Origin of the sequence: Mycobacterium sp. GA-1285, assembly GCF_001499905.1 — a bacterium.
In the GTDB taxonomy this organism is placed as follows: Bacteria; Actinomycetota; Actinomycetes; order Mycobacteriales; family Mycobacteriaceae; genus Mycobacterium.
On sequence record NZ_LQIS01000020.1, the window covers coordinates 1 to 20,076 of the forward strand.

Sequence of the window (20,076 nt, forward strand, 5' to 3'; positions counted from 1 at the left end):
ACCTGACCCCGACCCCTGGAACACCACCATCGACACCGAAGGCGCCGACCCCGACCCCGCACCATTCTGACAACGCGTCAACTCGGACTCGTCCGTGGGAATCAGTCATCGCTCGATAGACACCCGCATGGCGTATGGCGCCGCTTGAACCGAGCGGCCGCGCGCGCGAGTCGCTCACTATGCTCGACGCCATGGCGAGCGTGTTCACGAAGATCATCAATGGGGAGCTACCCGGCCGGTTCGTCTACGAAGACGACGAGATCGTCGCTTTCCTGACGATCGCCCCAATCACCCAGGGCCACACGCTCGTTGTGCCCCGAGCCGAGATCGACAACTGGCAGGACGTCGATCCCGCGGTCTTCGGCCGGGTGATGGAGGTGTCTCAGCTGATCGGTAAGGCCGTGGTCAAAGCGTTCCCTGCCGAGCGGGCCGGGGTGATCATCGCCGGCCTCGAGGTGCCACATCTACACGTCCACGTCTTCCCCACCAGTGACCTTGCCGATTTCGGGTTTGCCAACGCCGACCAGAACCCGTCACCGCAATCCCTCGACGAGGCCCAGTCAAAGATCAAGGCCGCGCTGGCTCAGCTGACCTGAGCCGCCACATCGGCGATGCGCGGCAGGCTGACCCTGAACGCGCACCCCTGGCCCGGCGCGGTGGTGACGTCGACCGTTCCGCCGTGGGCGAGAACCAGCGAGTCGACGATCGACAGTCCCAGCCCGGTGCCGCCGCTCGCCCGGGTGCGTGACGCATCCGCGCGATAGAACCGTTCGAACACCCGCTGCGCGTCGTCTTCCGTCATACCCGGGCCCTCGTCGCATACCTCCAGCACCGCGCGGTCGCCCACGGTGCCCACCCGCACCGCGACACCAGCGGTTTCAGGAGTGTGCTCGAGCGCGTTCGCCATCAGATTGCCCAGCACCTGGCGCAAGCGGGCTTCGTCGCCGATGACCTCCGGGGTGCCCGGCCCGTCGAGCACCTCCAACCTGATAGATCGATTGGGCGCGATGGATTGCGCGTCGTGGACGGCGTCGGTGGCCAACGTCAGGAGGTCGACGCGCCGGCGCTCGAGCGGGCGCTGCGCGTCGAGGCGGGCAAGCAGCAGAAGGTCCTCGACGAGCAGGCCCATCCGGCCGGACTCGCTCTCGATGCGGCTCATCAGCATCTCGATGTCTCGTGCCGCCCCCTGCCGGTACAGCTCGGCGAATCCACGGATGGTGGTCAGCGGTGTGCGCAACTCGTGGCTGGCGTCGGTGATGAACCGTCGCATCCGCTCCTCAGAATTGCGGGCCTGCTCGGCGGAGGCCTCCGAGGCAGCCATGGCTGTCTGGATCTGGGCGAGCATGCCGTTGAGCGCCAACGACAACCGGCCTACCTCTGTCCGCGGATCACGTTGGGGGACACGACGATCCAGATCGCCTGCCGCAATCGCCGCCGCGGTCTGCTCGACTTCGACCAGTGGACGCAGGCTGCGGTGCACCACCGCGTAGCCGGCCACCCCGAGCACCAGCAGCACCGCCAGCCCGATCCCCACCTGTGCGTAGACCAACTCGCGCACTGTGGTCTGCACATCGGAGAAGTCGACGGCGACGGTCACCACCCCGTCGGGGCCACGCACCGTCATCGCGCGCCACTGCACATCGGAGCCGTCGAGCGAGCCGACGGTGACCGGCTCCGGGCCGACGTCGTTGTCCGGCGGCAGCGCCGGTTCGGCATCCCGGTCGTTGACGGCGATCCAGATGTGTCCGTCGGCGCCGACACCGCGGACATAGAAGTTCGTCGGTGGCCGCGCGGGATTGGGGCTTTCCAGCGCATCGTCGGACCCCTGGCGTGGCGCCTGGGCCCACCCTCGCGAAGCGTCGAGCAGTTCTTGGTCGACCCGGTTGCTCAGGGTGTGGCGCAGGATCGTGGTGACCGCCACCCCGGACGCGAGCAGACCGCACGCCACCAGCAACAGGGTGGCCGCCACCAGCGCCACCCTCAGCGGCACGCGTCTGGTCATCTACTCATTGTCGGCGTCCCGGCGGTTCTGCGTCACCGGCTGTGGCAAGCGCAAGCGCTCATCACCGCTTGTCTGTTCTTCGCGCAAGCGCTCATCACCGCGGCTCGCGGAGCACGTACCCGACGCCCCGCAGCGTGTGCAACAGGCGCTTTTCGCCCGTGTCGATCTTTCGGCGCAGGTAGGACACATAGGACTCGACGACGTTGACGTCGCCGCCGAAGTCGTAGCGCCAGACGTGGTCGAGGATCTTGGGCTTGGACAGCACCGTTCCCGCGTTGATGATGAAGTACCGCAGCAGCGTGAACTCCGTCGGCGACAACGAGACCGGCTCCCCCGCCTTCCACACTTCATGGGTGTCCTCGTCCAGTTCGATGTCGGCGAAGGACAGCCGGGAGTTGCGGGGCTCCTCGACGCCGCGGCCGGAGCGGCGCAGGATCACCCGCAGTCGGGCCACCACCTCTTCTAGGCTGAACGGCTTGGTCACGTAGTCGTCACCGCCGAGGGTGAGGCCGGCGATCTTGTCTTGCAGCGAGTCGCGCGCGGTGAGAAACAGCGCGGGGGCGTCGATACCGTCGGCGCGCAGTCGGCGCAGCAGCCCGAAACCGTCCATCCCGGGCATCATCACGTCGAGGATGACGGCGTCCGGGCGTACCTCACGAGCCTTGTCCAGCGCGGCCGCTCCATTGGAGGCGGTGTGGACCTCGAACCCTTGAAACTTCAGGCTGACGGACAACAGCTCGACGATATTGGCCTCGTCGTCGACGACGAGGACCTTGGCCTCCGGTGTCTTCTCAGGTAGTGCAGGCATGGCCACCTGTTCACTGTTCATCTCTCGCCGGTGATGTTCCTGCCAGCAGGCTGTGTACTTCCTGTGAGTTCTTGATTTTGCGCCGTCCATAGACTGTGGTGATGAACTTCGGCAAAGTGCTGACCGATATCGCGACCGCACCCGCTCGAGCGGCCCTGGCTGTCGCCGACGCGGGTCTGGCCATGGCAACCGGGGCTGTGAGTATGGCGCAGCGGACCCTCGGCGAAGCCGTCGAGGGTGGCCCCGGATCGGCGTCCTTCGCCACCATGCTCGGCCTCAACGACGCGGTCGAGCGGGCGAATCGGCTGGCACGTCTGATGGACGACGACGCCCCGCTCGGTCGGGCGCTCGCAACCAATGGACCACTCGACCGGCTGCTGCGACCGGGCGGACTGGTCGACCAGCTGACCACCGAGGGTGGCCTGCTGGACCGGATGACCGCGGAGAACGGCGCGGTCGCCCGGGCCGTGGCTCCCGGCGGCCTGGTGGACCAGCTGATGGCCGAGGGCGGTTTGGTGGACCGGATGACCACCGACGACGGCGCACTGTCGCGGGTGATCGCACCGGGAGGGCTGGCCGACCAACTCCTGGCCAACGATGGTCTCGTCGAACGGGTGTTGCGTGAGGACGGTGTGGCGGACCGCTTACTGGCCGAGGGCGGCCTGCTGGACACGCTCACCGATCCGGACGGCCCGCTGCTCAAGCTGGCCGACGTCGCGGACACGCTCAACCGGCTGGCTCCCGGCCTCGAGGCGCTGGCGCCGACGATCGATGCGCTGCACGACGCCGTCGTGACGTTGAGCCAGGTCGTCAACCCGCTGAGCAACATCGCCGACCGGATTCCGCTGCCCGGTCGTCGGCCGCGCGCACGGTCGACGTCGAGGACGGTGACCTCTCAACGCATCATCGACGTCGAGGAGTAGCTCAGGCGTCGGCCTCGATGGCCTCGATCGCCGCCGCCACGCTGTCCGGAGGCGGGGGTTGGTCTTCGGGCTGCCAGCGCTGGAGCAACAGCACGGCCGCGCCGCGCAGCATCCGCACATAGTCGTCGACATCGGATTGCTTGTAGGACTCGATGCGCTGAGCGATGTCGGGCACCAGCGGTTTGATGGCGGTGGCGATACTGAGGCCTCGACCACCCTCGATGCTCGTGTTCTTGTCGAGCAGCATCAGGAGTCGCTCGACCTCGGACCGCTGCAGGCTCGGGTACACCTGCGGGAAGTCGGCGAGTAGATCGTCCTTGACAGTCACGGGCAGCGGAATTCCCCGAACCGGCGACGAGATAAACGCCAGCCCCGTTCTTGCTTTGTAGGTCGGCAGAAGTGACCGCCGCCGATCTGACTGCTGACATGCACTGAAGCAGAAGACTTTCTGTCGACGGCCTACCGTGGAGCCGCGTGAGAGACTCGAACTCTCGACATTCGCCTTACAAGGGCGACGCTCTACCAACTGAGCTAACGCGGCAGACTGGGTGAAACCTCGCTCATTCTACGACGGCGTGTCCTTCGGGAGCTGTGCAGTGCAGCTGGGAGATGAGGCAATCACTTGGTCTTGCGAACCGCTGCCGGGGTTGGCCTAAGAACTGCCAGGCCAGCCGTAGATCGATACGATAAGACAACCTGGAACGAGGTTGTCATGACTGATTCGACCGCCGACTATCCGTTCGAGTTGACTCAAACTCAAGCGCCCACGGGCGCCGTGCGAGAAAGCGGAACCCGTACCGGAACGTACGAACCATCGTTCGCCGTGCTCAGTCCGTCGACCCGACTCACGCACATTGACGTCGGTCAACAGCTCGACGACTTCGATCTGCTGCTCGAATTGGGCACCGGCGCATTCGCGAAGGTCTTCCTCGCCCGGCAACGGTCTATGCAACGGCTGGTTGCGGTCAAGATTTCCGCGAATGAGGGCCACGAACCGCAAACTCTGGCCCAGCTTGATCACGATTACATCGTCCGGGTTTTCGACCAGCGGATCCTGCGCGAACAGAATTGGCGGCTCCTGTACATGCAGTATCTCCCCGGCGGGACGCTGCTGGACGTTGTCGAGGCGATTCATCGCGCGCAGAGGCCACCAGAAACCGGTCAGACGCTGCTCGACGCGGTGGACAACGCACTGGAGGCGCGAGGGGGAATCCGTCCCACCGAATCATCGACGCGCGCTGAGCTCGCCGCCCTCCCTTGGCCCGACACCGTCGCGTGGGTCGGGAAGCGGCTCGCTCAGGCCTTGGACTATGCGAATTCACAGGGCGTGTTGCACCGCGACATCAAGCTGGCGAATGTCCTCCTCGGCCCCGACGGGACCCCGAAACTCGCGGATTTCAACATCAGCTTCGCCCGCAACGTAACGGGCGCAAGTCCCTTCGAATACTTCGGCGGCTCACTCTCATACATGTCCCCCGAACAACTCACGGCTTGTCAGCCGGGGCACACCCTCGACATGGCGACCCTCGATGCCCGTAGCGACATCTACTCCCTTGCCGTCGTGCTGTGGGAGCTTCTGACCGGGAACAAGCCGTTCGATGACACCGCCGCGCAAGCCGCGCGGGCGAACGCGGCCGGAGCAATCGGCGACACCACAGCGCTCGAGTTGATGCTGACGGCCCGCGCACAAGGAGTTTCGCCGGCAGCAGTCGCCGCGCTACCGGAGACCTGCCCGCCGGCACTGCGCAGAGTTCTGCTCAGAGCGCTGAGCGCCGATCGTGAAAAGCGCTGGGCCTCAGGCGCTGAACTTGCCGAGCAACTTCAGCTGTGTCTCGATCCGAAGGCGCGTGATCTGGTTGACCCGCCACCTCGAAGCTGGCGGCTGCGGCTAAGGCCGTTCTTCGTGCCAATTGCCTTCCTGGCCATCATGATTCCCAACTTGTTGGCCAGCGCGTACAACATCCAGCACAATCAACTGCTTATCGTCAGTCAGCTCTCCGATCATGCGCAGAGCCGGTTCATGCTCGTCACCACATTGGTCAACGTGGTGTTCTTCCCGCTCGGCGCTGCGGTGCTGCTCTACTGGTATCGCTACATCATTCTGGTTCCACGCCGCCTGCGACGTGGACAGGCGCCACCCGCAGAGACCTTGGCCAGGTCGCGCCACGACTGTCTTGTCGCAGGCGATCGGGCGGTGTTCGTTGTGTTCGGCTTGTGGTTGCTTTCAGGGCTGACATTTCCGCTCACCATGCAGTTCGCCGCCGGTGGAATCCCTGGTAGGTCTGCGATCCACTTCTTCGGGTCAATCACGATCTGTGGCGCAATTGCGATCGCGTATCCGTTCTTCCTGTTGACTTTCTACGTCGTGCGCAGCGTCTATCCGGAACTGGTGGCATACGGCCAGACAAGCCCTCGGGAAACCCAACAGCTACGAGCACTCAGCCGCCGACTACCACGCTATCTGGCGGTCGCGGCCTCCGTGCCGTTGCTCGGCGTCGTCGCCGTGACCTTCCTGACTCCAGCCGAGATCGCGCAAGTCATCGTCCCGATCCGCGCGCTGTGCATCGGGGGAATCGCCGGGTTCGTGCTCGCGTATTGGCTGTCGCGACAGATCGAATCCGACATTCGCGCACTCGGGCGCGTCATCCGCAACAGAGCGCCCCATCAGGTTCCCCCGTCCGGCTCGGTGCGCCAGGGTCGTCCTACCGCGACGGGTCAGCTGGCAGCAGCGAGGAAAGATTCCTTGACCTGACTTCGCAACGTTTCCAACGCCTTTGCGAGCAGGCGCGACACATGCATCTGCGAACAACCGATCTGCGCGGCGATCTGACTCTGCGTCATGTCCTCGAAGAAGCGCAACGTCAGCACGTCGCGCTCCCGGGCCGGAAGGGCCGCGATCAACGGCCGCACGGTCTCGACGTCGAGCACCTTGTCGAAGCCGGCGTCGTCGCCCCCGAAACTGTCGCCTATGGACGCCGAGTCGTCATCGGGCATCGCAGGTCTATCGGTCGACAGCGTCGAATAGTTGGACCCGGCAATCGCCGCATGCACCACCTGTTCGCGGTCGACCCCGAGATGCTCGGCGATCTCGGTCGCGGTCGGTGCGCGCCCCAGGCCCTGCGCCAGCTTGGCGGTCGCCTTGTTGACCCGCATCTGGAGGTCCTTGACGGTGCGCGGAACCTTCACCGCCCACGCGTGATCGCGGAAGTGCCGACGAACCTCGCCCATCATCGTCGGGACGGCGAAGGACAGGAACTCCGATCCGTTGTCGACATCGAACCGATTCAACGCATTCACCAGGCCGACGCGGGCGGCCTGCACGAGGTCTTCATGCGATTCGCCACGGTTGCGGTAACGACGCGCGATGTTATCGGCCAGCGGCAGACACCGCGCGCAGATCAGTTCGCGTTGCCGGCGGTGGGCAGCCGAGCCCTCGTCCAGCTTCTTGAGATGACGGAACATCTCTGTCACGTCTGAGTAATCGGAATCGGGTTCAGCCACGGATACGTCCGTCCCTCGGAATTTCAACAACGGGCTCGTGAATCTGAACCTGGTCGGGCTCTTATACCCCTGTTGTGACCAGGTGAAACTCGCCGAGACGCCAACGAATGGCGACAGTGCGGCACAGCTTGGGATCGGCGGCTCTTAAGCTGCTGGCATGGACGTCTGGACCAGGAACAACATCAAGATGATCGGCCGCCACAGCGGTCCGACGCTTCTCCTGGCCCACGGATTCGGCTGTGACCAGAACCTGTGGCGGCTCATCGTCGACAGGCTGCAGTCGGACTTTCGCATCGTGCTGATGGACCACGTCGGCTCGGGGGCCTCGGACCCGAAGGCGTGGGACAACACCAAGTACTCGTCGCTGGACGGCTACGCCGACGACATCGTCGAAATCCTGCGCGATCTCGACCTGCGCGACGTCATCTTCGTCGGGCACTCGGTGGCGGCGATGCTCGGTGTCCTCGCAGCCATCAAAGAGCCCGAACGCATCGCCAAACTCGTCATGATCACTCCGTCGCCTCGCTACATCGACGACGACGGCTACCACGGAGGGTTCTCCAGGGAGGATATTGAGGAGCTTCTGGGATCCCTGGAACTCAACTACCTGGGCTGGTCGCATGCCATGGCCCCGGTGATCATGGGTAATGCGGACCGGCCGGAGTTGACCGAGGAACTCGAGTCGTCGTTTTGCCGAACCGATCCCGAGTGCGCGCGGGTGTTCGCCCGCGCCACGTTCCTGTCCGACAACCGCGCCGACCTCCCGCGGGTCTCGGTGCCCACGCTCATCGTGGAGTGCTCCGAGGACGCGATTGCGCCACCATCCGTCGGATCGTATGTGCACCAACATATTCCCGGCAGCCAACTGGTGACGCTCGATGCGACGGGGCACTGTCCCCATGTCAGCGATCCGGATGCCACGGCTCAAGCGATCGCCGAGTTCGCTTTCGCGACATGACCGAGGTGGACCTCGACGATCACTGGGAGAACGCGCCCTGCGGCCATGTGATCGCCCACCCGAACGGCCGTATCATTCGCGCCAACGCGACATTGATGAGCTGGCTGGGCTACGAGCCAAACAGCCTGCACGGCAAGCCGATCACCGACCTTCTGACCGTCGGAGGACGCCTGCACTTCGATACCCATTTTCGGGCGATCCTGCGGATGAGCGGAAAACTCGACGGCGTCACGGTGGATTTCTTGACCGCCGACGGCACGCGGCTACCGATATTCCTCACCGCCAACGTGAAGTTCGACGCCGACGGAAACCCCGAGCTGTTGCGCGTCACGGCGGTCGACGCCAGCGACCGCCGATCGTACGAAAGGGAACTGCTCGCACAGCGCGAACGGGCAGAGACCGAGCGCAGGCGGGTGCAGGCATTCGCCGAAACCCTGCGCCGCTCACTGCTTCCGCCGCTTCTTGCGCCACCACCGGGATTGGACGCCGCCGCCTACTACCACACCGCATCCGACGACGATGTCGGCGGCGACTTCTACGACCTCTTTCCGCTGTCGCGCTCCACGTGGGGATTCTTCCTCGGCGACGTCGCCGGAAAGGGCGTCGACGCCGCGGTGGTGGCGGGCCTGACACGATACGTTCTTCGGTCGGCCGCCGTCGCCGACCACGATCCGGTCAAAGCGCTACACGTGCTCAATTCGGTGCTGATGCAGGACGTCGACGTCAACCGCAATCGCCTGTGCACGGTGATCGACGGAAACCTCAGCATGAGCGGCGACGGTTTCGACGTGGAACTGGCCAGCGGGGGGCATCCACCACCGCTGCTTCTCAGCGCCGACGGATCGGCCTACTACGCCGACACTGTCGGTGGTCATGCCGCCGGGATCACCAATGACGCACGGTTCGTCGCCCACAGATTCCATCTGGCGCCTGGGGACACCATGGTGCTCTACACCGACGGTTTGACCGAGGCGAGCACGGGAGTGGGCCATCAGCGCTACGACGACGAAGGCGCCTTGCTCGCTTTCCTCGACGCCCGCGCGCCCGCGACCGCCGAGGACATTGTCAACGCCCTCAAGGGGCTCCTCACCAGCTTCGGGCCCGGGGTCAAAGACGACGCGGCGGTGCTCGCGCTCGGCGTGCCGGCGCACCCGGTGTGACCAGAAGTACATTGCTAGGGCGCAAACTATTAGCACACGATGGAGTCGTGCCCACCTCAATGCCCGCCCGGGTCGACCCGCTCGCGCTCGAACAGCAGGTGTGCTTCGCGCTGGCGGTCACCAACAGGGCCGTCCTGGCGATATATCGCCCGCTGCTCGAACCGCTCGGCCTCACCCACCCTCAGTACCTCGTCATGCTGGCACTCTGGGATCACTACAAGACAGCGGGGTCGGGCGAGCCACCCGCCAAGCCGCTGTCGGTCAAGGACATCGCGGGCGCTCTGCAACTCGACTCTGCGACGCTGTCGCCGATGCTCAAACGCCTCGAGTCACTCGGCTTCATAACCAGGACACGCAGCGCCGTCGACGAGCGGGCCACCGACGTGCGGCTCACCGGGGAAGGTGTGCAGCTACGGCGCCGGGCGCTGGAGATACCGCCTGCCGTCGTCGAGCGTCTCGGCGTCGACCTCGCCGAACTCGAAGCCCTTCGCAACGTGTGCAACCGCGTCAACACCGCCGCCCTCGCCGCGGGCGCGCTCGACAACTGACAACGCAAGGAGGATTCGTGGCTGCCGCCCGTCCCAACATCGTTCAATACATCACCTATTCGTATGGACGCCGGCTTCCGGACTCCATGCGTGAGTGGGTGGCACGTGACCTGGCCGGCCCGGGTGCGCTTCGCCGCCACATGATTCGGATGGCGATCCCCCCTCTTTTCGTGTTGGCGCCGTTCTGGTTGCTTCCGGCATCGCTCTACGTACACCTGGAAATGACTGCGCCGGTCTACATTTGGGCGATCCTCATGGCACTGGCGCTCAACAAGATCTGGCGTCGGCACCGTCTCACCCAGCACGGGCTCGACCAGAACCTGGTCGACGAGATCAAGCGCAAGAAGGACGCGCGGATGCACGAGGACTACATCCGCCGCTTCGGTCCCCGACCCGAAGAGGCGCGCTGGCAGCAGAACAGCAGCCCCTTCTAGCCGCTCCCACCCACCTACGACAACAGCGTCTGGCCCAGGTAGCCATCCGATTCGACTCCCGGCAGGATCGCGAACGTCGCCGACCCGATCGTCGTGATCCACTCGTTCAGCGCATCCGCCGTAGCGAGCCGCCGCTGCACCGGCGTGAACTGCACAGCCGGATCACGTTGGTAGGCAGCGAAAATGAGCCCACTCTCGGTGGTGCGCCCGGGGAGTGGCGGATCGTCGTAGTTGTAGGGCCTGCGAAGGAATCGTTCGTCGTCGCGGTGCGGCCGGGCCAGCGCGATGTGTGCGTTCGGCGGGATCACCGGTATGCCGTCTTCGGCCGCATCGAAGTCGGGCGCGTCGTCTTCCCGCCTCCCGGTCAACGGGGCGCCGCTGTCGAGACGACGGCCCACGCTGAGTTCCTTGCTGGTCCGGTCGAGTTCGTCCCAGGTGTCCATCTCGGCGCGGATACGGCGCAGCACCAGCGTGGTACCGCCGGCGAACCACGGCTGATCGGCACCGTGGTCCCAAACGTGTCGATCGAAGCCGGCCTCGTCGACGATGTTGGCGGTCCCGTCGATCTGGCCCATCAGATTTCGCATGCCACCGCCTCTGCCCGTGCCAGCTGCGTTCCGAAACCCCCTCTGCCGCCAACGCTGCCGCGTCATCGCAAGCACATTCTTCAGCAACACCCGGCTGGTGTGCGCGACGGTGACCGGGTCGTCGGCGCAGATCTGCAGCAGTAGGTCACCGCCGCACCACTGCGGCTCGAGCCGGTCGGTGCAAAGGTCGGCGGCTCGGCCACCGCCCGTGGGCGCCGATGCCCGAGGCCGATCCGCTCGAACACGCCCGGTCCGACACCGACGGTGACGGTGAGCCTGGCCGGCCGTTGCGCCAGTTCGGGTTCGGTGTCGGCCAGCGCGGGTGTGCCTTGAGTCAATCGCTCGGCGTCCGACGTCCACAGCTTGAGTACGGCCGCCAACGTCTCCCGAAGATTGCGATGAGGCTGCGGTAAAAGGTCGAGTGCGACGAACAACGCGTGGGCCTGTGGCGGGGTCGCGACACCCGCCTGATGCTTGCCGTGGAACGGTTCGACGGCACGGTCGACGGCGTCGGCGCTGACGGCAGACCGGGCGATCCCGCTGTGGGTCAGCGTCGCCCCCGCTGCCACGGCGACTGCGCTCCCGCGAGAAGCCGTCGCCGGTTGAGCCCAATCCGACCGTCCGGCACTCCCTCACCCATGGTCATGGTGCGGCGCCGGACCGCCTGCGGACGGCTCGTAATCCTCGTTAGCACCGGCGAAGTCGCGCACCTGGGCGGTGACCGGCAGCGTCGACCCGTCGTCGAACTCGACGGTGAGTGTCACCTCGGAACCGGTCAGCAGGGGCTCTTTGAGATCCATCAGCATCAGGTGATCACCGCCGGGCGCCAAGGCATGTGAACCGCCGGCAGGGATCACCAAACCCCCCTCCTTGGGACGCATCGTCCTGGTGCCCGCGTCGGCCGCGACCTCGTGCACCTCGACCCGTCCGGCCACGTCCGAGCGTGCCGCGACGATGCGGGCGTCGTGGTGTCCAGCGTTGGTGAGCACAGCGACGAGGAGCACAATCGCGCGAGAAATCCTGTCAGACACGAGTTTTCGCCTCCTTCGCCGCACTCCGATTCTTGACCGCGGCGACGATGAGATCGACGACGACGAATGCGGCCAGGCTGAGTCCGAACAACGGCAACGCCCAGCCCAGCGCCACCGCGCCGGCGACCAGCAACGCGATCACCCCTGGGTGCAGCCCGCGCAGGGCGCCTCGCAACGGGGGGCGGCCGGTCGCCCATGCCGACCCCTTCGTCGGCCGCCGTTGCCACCACATGAGGTAGCCGCGGGCGATGATCGTGATCAGCCCGATTGCGGTGAGCGCCAACACAATCTGGTTCGCAACTCCGAACAGCACACCCATGTGCGCGTCGATCGCCCAGTTGGTGAGTTTGGCCAGGAACGGCCAGTCGGCCTGATCCACCCGGTCGGTGATCGTTCCGGAATCGGGGTCCACCGAGACCGCATCGTATCGAGTGGGCCAGTCGCGTTTGTTCTCCGCGACTTTCCAGCCTCGGCCGTCGCCACCGGGTGGGTACATCCACATCGGGCCGGACAGGCCCGCTGCGAGGGCCGCGCTGAGCGCCGTATCCGCACCCCACAGCAACCCGTCACCACCCACAGCGGACGGCCCACCGTGCTGGTGTCCGCCCGAGGCGTCGGCTTGCGACGTCCGAACCACTGCGGTGTCCACCGACGGTTCTGCGGTGTTCAGTCTTTCCTGCAGCAGATCGACCGTCTCACCGCCGTACCGCGACCAGGTGATGCCGGTGACCGCCAGCCCGAGTAGCGCAACGATGATCCAAACGCCCACCGCGCCATGCCAGGACAGGGTGCGGCGCCTATCCGTCTTGTCACGATCGGGAAGCGCGATGCGACGCAGTTTCCTGGTGTCACGGCGGTGCAGGTACCACAGCGCGAGACCGGCCAGCGCGATCACCCACAACCAACTCGCCGCGAGCTCGCTGTAGTTTCGGCCCACCGCACCGAGATGCAGGTTGCGGTGCAGCTCGTCGAACCACGCGCGGACCGGCAGCCACTGCCCGTACGTGGTCAGCGCGCCACGGATCTCACCGCTGTACGGGTCGACGAACACCGTCCTCGCATAGTCGGGCGGCACGTCGTCGACGGCGAGCGTGACGCGCGTGGTCTCATCGAGGGCGGCGGGGGGGCCGATGCGCTCCACCACCCCTTCGGGGTACGCGGCACGCACTGCGCGCAACTGTTCGGCGATCGGTAGTCGGTGCTCCCCCACGTGGTCGACGGTGACCTTCTCGCGGTAGACCGCATCGTCGATCTGGGGAATGACCGCATACAACAAACCGGTGACGGCGGCGATCAGGATGAAGGGGCCGACGAAAACGCCGGCATAGAAATGCAATCGAAGGAGTAGTGGACGCATGCCGCGCGCACGCTGACGCGCGGGCATGCCGAGGGTTGGGGTCGCTGTCATGAATGGCAAGCCTTCAGCCGGCGGCCCGGCGAGCACACTCGACGAGCCGGATGTTGAGGTGACGGGGTACGTCGCAAAGCCGCGACAATCATCGCGGCCGCTATGGATGCGCGGCGGTGGCTAAGCCGCCGTTGCCAGCCTCAGCGGCGGAGCGCGCATGCCGAGCCCGTAACTGATCAGGACAGACTCGGCGACAACGGTTTTGACCGCGCGGTGTACCCGCCGCACGCGGGGACGCAGACCGGACGTGGCGAAGATCCGCAGCCACTGCAGCACGGATACACAGACCACATAGAGGTATTCGACGGCTGCGATCGCCGCTCCCAGTACGACCGCGGCGCCGACGTGGGCCGCGGTCATCGCGGGCGTCAGCCCCAGCGCAGCCGCCGAGTGGACATGCCCGCCGGCGACGACGAACGACAGGTGACCGAGGAGTTGCGCGAGGCTCAGGGCGCCGACAGCGCCGAGCACCCGCGCGTGACGACCCTCCAGCGCCGGCCGCGCGACCACGGCTCCCACGGTCGCGCACACGAGCATCGCGACGATCAGCGCCGATCCCCCGGGGAGCCGACCGCCTGCGAACGTGTGCGCGGTCGCGGTCAAGACGGCAGAACACGCACCGACCAGACACCCGCGCACCCATCGCGCGCGCGACTTCGGCGTGTTCACCCGTGGAACTCTACAGTCGGCGCTACCGCGTCACCCCAGCGGAGCGGGCGCGGGCGCCACCAACGGGGCCGGCGCCGGTGCGGGCGCGGGCGGGGGCGCCGGTGCAGGCTCGAGACGCGCCACCGCGTAGGCCGCACCCTCGGCGGGCATCCCGTTCACCATGTACGAGTTGTGCGCGAAGCTCGGAAGACCGATGGGAGCGCCGTTGCAAATCGTGTCGCCCTCGGCGCACAGGCTCAACGTCTTGTCTTGATAGGACGGTCCGACGACGATCGCGGGTGCGCCTGCATCGGTCAGGAACTGATCCGAGGGCCGGCCGAACAGCACGACAGCGGCGACGTGGTCGCCGATCTCCTCCGACATCGGCTCGGGGATGAACCCGCGGTATTCAGCGGGGATCTCCTCGGGGATCTCCGCGGAGGTCACATACCCGGCCACCGCGGCGCCCTGCGAGAACCCGCCCAGCACGATGTCCGTATCGGGGCACGTCGCTGCCGTCGACTGGACTTTCTGTCCCGCATCGCGGATCCCGTCGACGACGGTGCGCGCGAACTGGATGCGGTCGCCGAAGTCGCCGCTGGCCAGGTAGTTGACCGGATAGACGTCGATCGATCGTGGGCCGGCCTGCGCGCGCAGCTGGTCGACGAATGCCTGCCCGACTCCGCCGACACCGACCGGCTCGCCGGTCCCGCGTGCGAACACCACCTGCACGTCCGGACATCCGGGTGGCGGGGGTGGAGGCGGCAGCGGTTGCGCCGCTGCCAGGGGAATCGGTCCGGCGAGCAACGCAGCCACCGGCGCTACAAGACCCAGCATCCGAGCGATTCGACGAGCGCCCATACCACCACTCCTATGTGTGTCTGCCGATTCTGACGTTCGCGTCATACCCGCTTTGATTCCCGGCCAACCCACGCTTCACGACGGAATTTTCCCGCCACCTGGATCACTGATCTTGACCAACATCTTGCCGATGTTGGCGCCGGTGAACAGGCCGTTCATGGCGTCGACGCACGATTCGATGCCCTCGAAGATCGTCTGGCGATGCACCAGACGCCCCTCGTCCGCCCACCGGCGCAGTGGCCCGAATGCCTCTTCGAACCGGCCCCACTCGTCGAGCGCGTTGAATCCCTGCATCAGCGCGGTCTTCGACAGCAGGTTGACATAATTGGCCGGACCGGGATGTTCACCGGTCAGGTAGCTCGAGATGACACCGCACAACACCACCCGCGCCTTATGAGCCAGACGGCCGAGCACCGCGTCGAGGATCGGCCCGCCGACATTGTCGAAATACACGTCGACACCCTTCGGGCAGTGCTCCTTCAGCGCCGCGGGCAGGTTGCCTTGCCGATAGTCGATGCACGCGTCGAACCCGAAATCCTCCACGACCGCGCGGCACTTCTCCGGTCCGCCCGCGATGCCGACCACCCGGGCCCCGGCGATCTTGGCGATCTGACCGGCGACCGAACCCGTGGCGCCCGCCGCCGCCGAGACCACCACGGTCTCCCTCGGCTGCGGCTTGCCGATCCCGACCATTCCGAAATAGGCGGTCGCGCCGGTCGGGCCGTACACCGACATCACCGCGAGCTGGTCAACGTCGGGACCGGGCACCGGCGTGGTGAAGATGTCGTCGCGGCTGATCACGTACTCCTGGAACCCGGTCAACGTCGTCACGACGTCGCCGACGGAATACGCGTCGCATCGCGATGCCACGACCTCACCGATGCCGGCCGCGCGAATGACCTCCCCCAGCTGCACAGGAGGCAGATAACCCGGCTGGTCGTTCAACCAGGTGCGGGCTGCGGCATCGATGCCGATGTAGGTCGTGCGCACCAACGCCTCACCGTCGGCGGGCTCCGGGGCGGGGGCGGTGATCAACTCGGTGTCGGCGGGCTGGACCAGACCGACGGGTCTGCGGCGCAGCACAATCTGGCGATTCATCAGCTCGGCCACGAGGCGAACCTACCGCCGGCGGCTGACGTTCACGTAAGAGCGGTGAAGAACGGGTACGCGGTGACTTATGACGGTCATCGGTTTCCACTGTTCTCATGAGCAGATCAATCCGGCGCAACTGCTGCGCGACGTCCAGCACGCCGAACGGGCGGGTTTCACCGCAGCCATGTCATCGGACCACTTCAGCCCCTGGAGTGAGCGACAAGGCGAGTCCGGTTTCGCGTGGGCCTTCCTCGGTGCGGCACTGGCTACGACGCAATTGCCGTTCGGGGTCGTCAATGCGCCGGGGCAGCGGTACCACCCGGCGATCATCGCCCAGGCGATCGCGACGCTCGCACAGATGTTTCCGGGCCGGATATGGGCGGCGCTCGGTTCGGGTGAGGCGTCCAACGAGCGGATCACCGGCGACGAATGGCCGCGCAAAGAAGTGCGCGACCAGCGCCTCGTCGAGTGCGTCGATGTCATCAGAAGGTTGCTCCGCGGTGATGAGGTCAGCCACCAAGGTCTGGTCCAGGTCAATCGCGCGCGACTGTGGACCCGACCCGAGAAGATTCCGGATCTCGTCGGACCAGCCGTAACGCCGGAAACCGCCGCCCGACACGCCACCTGGGCCGACGGGCTCGTCACCGTGAACCAGTCGAGAGAAGCGCTGGAGAAGGTCCTTCGGGCCTACCGCGACGCCGGCGGCCGCGGGCCCGCGCGACTGCAGATTCACCTCAGTTGGGCGCCGTCGGAGGATGAGGCGCTCGCGATCGCCCACGATCAGTGGCGCAGTAACGTGTTCGATCCCCCAGTCTGCTGGGACACCGAGACGGTCGAGGCATTCGACGTCATGGGCGAGAAGGTCGCCCCCGAGCAGATGCGTCAATCGGTCCGGATCTCAAGCGATTTGGGCAAGCACGTCGCGTGGCTGCAGCAGGATCTTGAACAAGGCTGGGACGAGTTGTACCTGCACTTCGTCGGACAACAGCAGACGGGTTTCATCGACGCGTTCGGCGAACACGTGCTGCCCCGGCTCAATCCGACGGCGGTTTCCGCGTGAGGAAGATCGAGACCGGCGACCTGTGGTGGAAGAACGCAGTTTTCTACTGCGTCGACATCGAAACCTACTACGACTGGAACGGCGACGGTTGTGGCGACATCCGCGGCATGACCGAGCGCATCGAGTACCTCGCCGACCTCGGCGTGACGTGTCTGTGGCTCATGCCGTTCTACCCCACCGGGCGGGTGGACGACGGCTACGACATCGTCGACTTCTTCGGTGTCGACCCGCGCCTGGGAACGCACGGCGACTTCGTCGAACTCGTGCGCACCGCCAAGGCCTCCGGGATCCGGGTGATCGTCGACTTCGTCATGAACCACACCTCGGACCGCCACCCGTGGTTCAAGTCCGCCTGCCGCAGCACCGACGATCCGTATCGTGACTACTACGTGTGGAGTGCGACCAAACCGAAGTCGAGAAGGAAAGACGTCGTGTTCCCGGACAAGGAGGACAGCCTCTGGGAGCGCGATCCGAAGACCGACGAGTGGTACCTGCATCACTTCCTCAAGCACCAACCGGACCTGAACATCGCCAACCCGGTTGTGCAGGAGGAGATCTCGCGCGTGCTCGGCTTCTGGCTCGAGCTGGGGGTATCCGGTTTCCGGGTCGATGCCGTCCCGTTCCTCTTCGCCCGCGACGGAGCGCCCGGCGATCCCGGTGTGTTCGACCCGTACGAGTACCTCGGCGACGTCCGCAACTTCGTCACCCGACGGGTCGGCGATGCAGTGCTGCTCGGCGAGGTGAACGTCCCGTATCCCGATCAGAAGTCGTTCTTCGGCGGCCCCGACGGCGACGGGCTCAACATGCAGTTCGACTTCATCGGCATGCAGAACGTCTACCTGTCCATGGCGCGGGGTGACGCCCGACCGATCGCCGAGGCGCTGATGCAGCGGCCGCCGCTCGACGTCACGAGCCAGTGGGCCAACTTCGTGCGCAATCACGATGAGCTCACCCTCGACAAACTGAGCGACGACGAGCGCCAGGAGGTCTTCGACGCCTTCGGCCCCGACTCTGACATGCAGCTCTACGGGCGCGGTCTGCGCAGGCGGCTGCCGGCCATGCTCGGCGGCGATGAGCGGCGCATGCGGATGGCCTATTCGCTGATGTTCTCGCTGCCCGGCACCCCGGTCCTGTTCTACGGAGAGGAGATCGGCATGGCCGAGAACCTCCACGTTGAAGGACGCTTCGCGGTGCGCACCCCGATGCAGTGGACCAGCGGTGTCAACGGTGGCTTCTCCAGGGCGGCCACGCGCAAGCTGCCGAGACCCCAGCCCGACGGAATGTACGGTCCCGACCGGGTCAACGCCGCCGGCCAGCGCCACGACCATCAGTCCTTCTGGTGGTTCATGCGCAATCTCATCTACACCTACCGGTCCCAACCCGAGATCGGATGGTCGACGCTTGAGATTCTGAAGCAGCCGAATTCCGCTGTGCTGGCACACGTCTGCCGCGAGAAGTCCGGGTGGGCAATGGTCGCCCTGCACAACTTCGGTGCCGAGGGCTGCCTCGTGCCGATCCAACTCGACGAGGCGCCGGGCTGCAAGCTCATCGACCTGCTCGACGACCTCACTGAACACCAACTCGACGACAAGGGCCGCATCGAGGTCGGCGTGGAACCGTACGGCTACCGGTGGTTGCGGCTATTGCGCCCCGACGACCCGCCGATCATCTGATTCGACGATTTCACGGACGAACCTTCGACTGGCCAGCAGGTAATAGGCGATCGCGACCACCTGGAACACCGGCACGATCAGCAGCGCCCGCCCCAGCGACATCGCACCGAGGTCGTCCTTGAGCGCATCGCTGATGACACCGGTGAGGAACGGGCCCGCCGACCCGACGATGGCGCCGAAGAACAGGAAGATCGCCGAAGCCGTCGCACGCTGTTCGGGTCGGGCCAGTCGCTGGATGGCCGCGATGGACGGCGCCATGTACGCCGTGCCGACGAGGTAGCTCAGCGAGATGAACCATATGCACAGCGTCCGGTCGCCCACCGTGAACGCCAGTGCCGAGAACGGGAGCATCGCAGCGGTCATTGCGACCACCAGCCACAGCAGCCACCGAGGATCGGAAGCCGACAACCGGTCTGCGACCCGGCCGACGACCAGAAGGCCGAGGATGCCCGTCAACCCGCTGGCGATGCCGTACTGCACCCCGACCTCGCCCAACTCCATACCGCGGGTCCGGACCAGATAAGCGGGGGCGAAGGCCGTCAACGAGTAGCCGGCCACCGAGATGCACGACGCTCCGACGACGACACCCACGAAGCTGCCTTTGCGCAGCAGATCCCAGGCCTTGGCGGGCACATCGACCTCGTCTTCGGTGGTGGCCGGCATCGACTGCCCGCGCCCGAGCGTGAGAAGGACCAGCGGCGCGAACGCCACGCTGATCGCCCCCATCACCACGAACGCCATCCGCCAGCCCAGGGTTTGCGCCAGCAGGCCGCCGCCGATCAGGCTGGCCGCGCTGGCCAGTGGGATGGCGAGCGTGATCACCGCCAGCGGGGCCGCACGCCGTTGTGGTGCGAAGTTGCGCGCGACATACGCGTGCGCGGCCGGTGTGCTGCCGGCCTCACCGATCGCCACGCCCACGCGGGTGAGCGCCAGTTGCAGACCCGACTGCACCGCGCCGCCCAGCATCGTCATCGCGCCCCACAGCGTCAGGCACGTCGACACCACCAGCCCGAACGCACCACGGTCGGCGATCCGGGCGATCAGCAGGCCGAGCACGGCGTAGACGGCCAGAAAGCCGAACCCGTTGATCACGCCGAGCGCGGTATCGGACAGGTCCAGTTCGGCCCTGATCGGTTCGGCGAGGACCGCGGGCAGGAACCGGTCCGCGTAGTTCAGCGTCCCGACGATCGCAAGCAGTGCGACCGCAACCCAGGCTCGCTGCGCGCTGTGGGTGCCGCTGACCGGAGCGAGCTGTGCAGTAGCCATGTCGTGGGCAGCTTTCCAGAACTTCGTCGCGTACCCGGGATTAATTGGGTTTCAAGGGGGTAAATAACCGTCATGCCCGAAGCCGAAGAAGTCACCGCGGTCGCGATCTGCGGCGG

The 20,076-nt window shown here is 66.0% G+C and carries 19 protein-coding genes, 1 tRNA gene and 1 pseudogene; 9 read left to right on the forward strand and 12 right to left on the reverse strand.

Annotated features, from left to right (window positions below):
• Window positions 1–191 precede the first annotated feature (191 nt).
• Complete coding sequence (locus AU193_RS12880; protein ID WP_064422820.1) at window positions 192–596, forward strand: HIT family protein; 405 nt, start codon at window positions 192–194, stop codon at window positions 594–596.
• Here the strand turns inward: AU193_RS12880 and AU193_RS12885 are convergent.
• The gene (locus tag AU193_RS12885; RefSeq protein ID WP_064422777.1) at window positions 584–2,002 is read right to left on the reverse strand and encodes a cell wall metabolism sensor histidine kinase WalK; all 1,419 of its coding nucleotides are present in this window, start codon (window positions 2,000–2,002) and stop codon (window positions 584–586) included. The two genes, AU193_RS12880 and AU193_RS12885, sit on opposite strands and share 13 nt — an antisense overlap.
• A gap of 94 nt (window positions 2,003–2,096) precedes the next feature.
• Window positions 2,097–2,831, reverse strand: a complete 735-nt coding sequence (locus AU193_RS12890) for a response regulator transcription factor (protein WP_172798296.1) — start codon at window positions 2,829–2,831, stop codon at window positions 2,097–2,099.
• Between the two features lie 80 nt (window positions 2,832–2,911).
• Between AU193_RS12890 and AU193_RS12895 the strand changes: the two genes are divergently transcribed.
• Window positions 2,912–3,733 (forward strand): hypothetical protein, encoded by an 822-nt coding sequence (locus AU193_RS12895; protein ID WP_064422778.1) that lies wholly within the window; start codon window positions 2,912–2,914, stop codon window positions 3,731–3,733.
• Window position 3,734: 1 nt separating this feature from the next.
• Here AU193_RS12895 and AU193_RS12900 read toward each other — a convergent pair whose 3' ends face one another.
• Window positions 3,735–4,061: a hypothetical protein gene (locus tag AU193_RS12900; protein ID WP_064422779.1), complete on the reverse strand. Its 327-nt coding sequence runs from the start codon at window positions 4,059–4,061 to the stop codon at window positions 3,735–3,737.
• A 137-nt stretch (window positions 4,062–4,198) separates the two neighbouring features.
• A tRNA-Thr gene (locus AU193_RS12905) sits at window positions 4,199–4,274 on the reverse strand.
• 87 nt (window positions 4,275–4,361) lie between these two features.
• Here AU193_RS12905 and AU193_RS12910 point away from each other — a divergent pair.
• Entirely contained in the window at window positions 4,362–6,485 is a 2,124-nt protein-coding gene (locus AU193_RS12910) for a serine/threonine-protein kinase (RefSeq protein ID WP_371259195.1), read from the forward strand.
• Here AU193_RS12910 and AU193_RS12915 read toward each other — a convergent pair.
• Window positions 6,449–7,195 carry a SigB/SigF/SigG family RNA polymerase sigma factor gene (locus AU193_RS12915; protein WP_064422822.1) on the reverse strand — a complete coding sequence of 249 codons (747 nt, stop codon included), beginning with the start codon at window positions 7,193–7,195 and terminating at the stop codon, window positions 6,449–6,451. The two genes, AU193_RS12910 and AU193_RS12915, sit on opposite strands and share 37 nt — an antisense overlap.
• Window positions 7,196–7,391: 196 nt before the next feature.
• On the opposite strand from AU193_RS12915, the gene AU193_RS12920 reads away from it, so the two are divergent.
• From AU193_RS12920 to AU193_RS12935, 4 genes are read left to right on the forward strand one after another with little or no spacing between them, the layout of a single operon-like run.
• Window positions 7,392–8,192, forward strand: a complete 801-nt coding sequence (locus AU193_RS12920) for an alpha/beta fold hydrolase (protein ID WP_064422780.1) — start codon at window positions 7,392–7,394, stop codon at window positions 8,190–8,192.
• The gene (locus AU193_RS12925) at window positions 8,189–9,352 is read left to right on the forward strand and encodes a SpoIIE family protein phosphatase (protein ID WP_064422781.1); all 1,164 of its coding nucleotides are present in this window, start codon (window positions 8,189–8,191) and stop codon (window positions 9,350–9,352) included. The genes AU193_RS12920 and AU193_RS12925 overlap by 4 nt, the downstream gene beginning before the upstream one ends.
• Before the next feature lie 59 nt (window positions 9,353–9,411).
• On the forward strand, window positions 9,412–9,900 hold the full coding sequence (locus AU193_RS12930; protein ID WP_064422782.1) for a MarR family winged helix-turn-helix transcriptional regulator: 489 nt from the start codon (window positions 9,412–9,414) through the stop codon (window positions 9,898–9,900).
• A 17-nt stretch (window positions 9,901–9,917) separates the two neighbouring features.
• Window positions 9,918–10,334, forward strand: coding sequence for a DUF5313 domain-containing protein (locus tag AU193_RS12935; RefSeq protein ID WP_064422783.1), 417 nt, complete (start codon window positions 9,918–9,920; stop codon window positions 10,332–10,334).
• A 14-nt stretch (window positions 10,335–10,348) separates the two neighbouring features.
• Here the strand turns inward: AU193_RS12935 and AU193_RS12940 are convergent.
• From AU193_RS12940 to AU193_RS12965, 6 genes and pseudogenes are all read right to left on the reverse strand, one after another.
• Window positions 10,349–11,561: pseudogene (locus tag AU193_RS12940) on the reverse strand (Dyp-type peroxidase).
• Window positions 11,554–11,952, reverse strand: a complete 399-nt coding sequence (locus AU193_RS12945; RefSeq protein ID WP_253867799.1) for a copper chaperone PCu(A)C — start codon at window positions 11,950–11,952, stop codon at window positions 11,554–11,556. The pseudogene AU193_RS12940 and the gene AU193_RS12945 overlap by 8 nt, the downstream one beginning before the upstream one ends.
• Entirely contained in the window at window positions 11,945–13,360 is a 1,416-nt protein-coding gene (locus AU193_RS12950) for a PepSY domain-containing protein (protein WP_082682960.1), read from the reverse strand. Before AU193_RS12950 ends, AU193_RS12945 begins: the two co-directional genes overlap by 8 nt.
• A 120-nt stretch (window positions 13,361–13,480) precedes the next feature.
• Window positions 13,481–14,029 (reverse strand): hypothetical protein, encoded by a 549-nt coding sequence (locus tag AU193_RS12955; protein WP_064422785.1) that lies wholly within the window; start codon window positions 14,027–14,029, stop codon window positions 13,481–13,483.
• 30 nt (window positions 14,030–14,059) lie between these two features.
• Window positions 14,060–14,845 carry a cutinase family protein gene (locus AU193_RS12960; protein WP_216637281.1) on the reverse strand — a complete coding sequence of 262 codons (786 nt, stop codon included), beginning with the start codon at window positions 14,843–14,845 and terminating at the stop codon, window positions 14,060–14,062.
• Window positions 14,846–14,944: 99 nt separating this feature from the next.
• Window positions 14,945–15,979: an NADP-dependent oxidoreductase gene (locus AU193_RS12965; protein WP_156425196.1), complete on the reverse strand. Its 1,035-nt coding sequence runs from the start codon at window positions 15,977–15,979 to the stop codon at window positions 14,945–14,947.
• A 67-nt stretch (window positions 15,980–16,046) separates the two neighbouring features.
• On the opposite strand from AU193_RS12965, the gene AU193_RS12970 reads away from it, so the two are divergent.
• Together AU193_RS12970 and AU193_RS12975 are read left to right on the forward strand one after the other, a co-directional pair.
• On the forward strand, window positions 16,047–17,021 hold the full coding sequence (locus tag AU193_RS12970) for a TIGR03885 family FMN-dependent LLM class oxidoreductase (RefSeq protein ID WP_064422786.1): 975 nt from the start codon (window positions 16,047–16,049) through the stop codon (window positions 17,019–17,021).
• Window positions 17,018–18,694, forward strand: a complete 1,677-nt coding sequence (locus AU193_RS12975; RefSeq protein WP_064422787.1) for an alpha-amylase family protein — start codon at window positions 17,018–17,020, stop codon at window positions 18,692–18,694. Before AU193_RS12970 ends, AU193_RS12975 begins: the two co-directional genes overlap by 4 nt.
• Here AU193_RS12975 and AU193_RS12980 read toward each other — a convergent pair.
• Entirely contained in the window at window positions 18,662–19,960 is a 1,299-nt protein-coding gene (locus AU193_RS12980; protein ID WP_064422788.1) for an MFS transporter, read from the reverse strand. The genes AU193_RS12975 and AU193_RS12980 overlap by 33 nt on opposite strands.
• Window positions 19,961–20,076: the final 116 nt, after the last annotated feature.

Bases quoted from the DNA above. Each gene is read 5' to 3' on its own strand.
- AU193_RS12880 (WP_064422820.1), top strand. From the start codon at position 192: ATGGCGAGCGTGTTCACGAAGATCATCAATGGGGAGCTACCCGGCCGG.
- AU193_RS12885 (WP_064422777.1), bottom strand. From the start codon at position 2,002: ATGACCAGACGCGTGCCGCTGAGGGTGGCGCTGGTGGCGGCCACCCTG.
- AU193_RS12890 (WP_172798296.1), bottom strand. From the start codon at position 2,831: ATGAACAGTGAACAGGTGGCCATGCCTGCACTACCTGAGAAGACACCG.
- AU193_RS12895 (WP_064422778.1), top strand. From the start codon at position 2,912: ATGAACTTCGGCAAAGTGCTGACCGATATCGCGACCGCACCCGCTCGA.
- AU193_RS12915 (WP_064422822.1), bottom strand. From the start codon at position 7,195: ATGTTCCGTCATCTCAAGAAGCTGGACGAGGGCTCGGCTGCCCACCGC.
- AU193_RS12920 (WP_064422780.1), top strand. From the start codon at position 7,392: ATGGACGTCTGGACCAGGAACAACATCAAGATGATCGGCCGCCACAGC.
- AU193_RS12925 (WP_064422781.1), top strand. From the start codon at position 8,189: ATGACCGAGGTGGACCTCGACGATCACTGGGAGAACGCGCCCTGCGGC.
- AU193_RS12930 (WP_064422782.1), top strand. From the start codon at position 9,412: ATGCCCGCCCGGGTCGACCCGCTCGCGCTCGAACAGCAGGTGTGCTTC.
- AU193_RS12950 (WP_082682960.1), bottom strand. From the start codon at position 13,360: ATGACAGCGACCCCAACCCTCGGCATGCCCGCGCGTCAGCGTGCGCGC.
- AU193_RS12960 (WP_216637281.1), bottom strand. From the start codon at position 14,845: ATGCTGGGTCTTGTAGCGCCGGTGGCTGCGTTGCTCGCCGGACCGATT.
- AU193_RS12970 (WP_064422786.1), top strand. From the start codon at position 16,047: ATGACGGTCATCGGTTTCCACTGTTCTCATGAGCAGATCAATCCGGCG.
- AU193_RS12980 (WP_064422788.1), bottom strand. From the start codon at position 19,960: ATGGCTACTGCACAGCTCGCTCCGGTCAGCGGCACCCACAGCGCGCAG.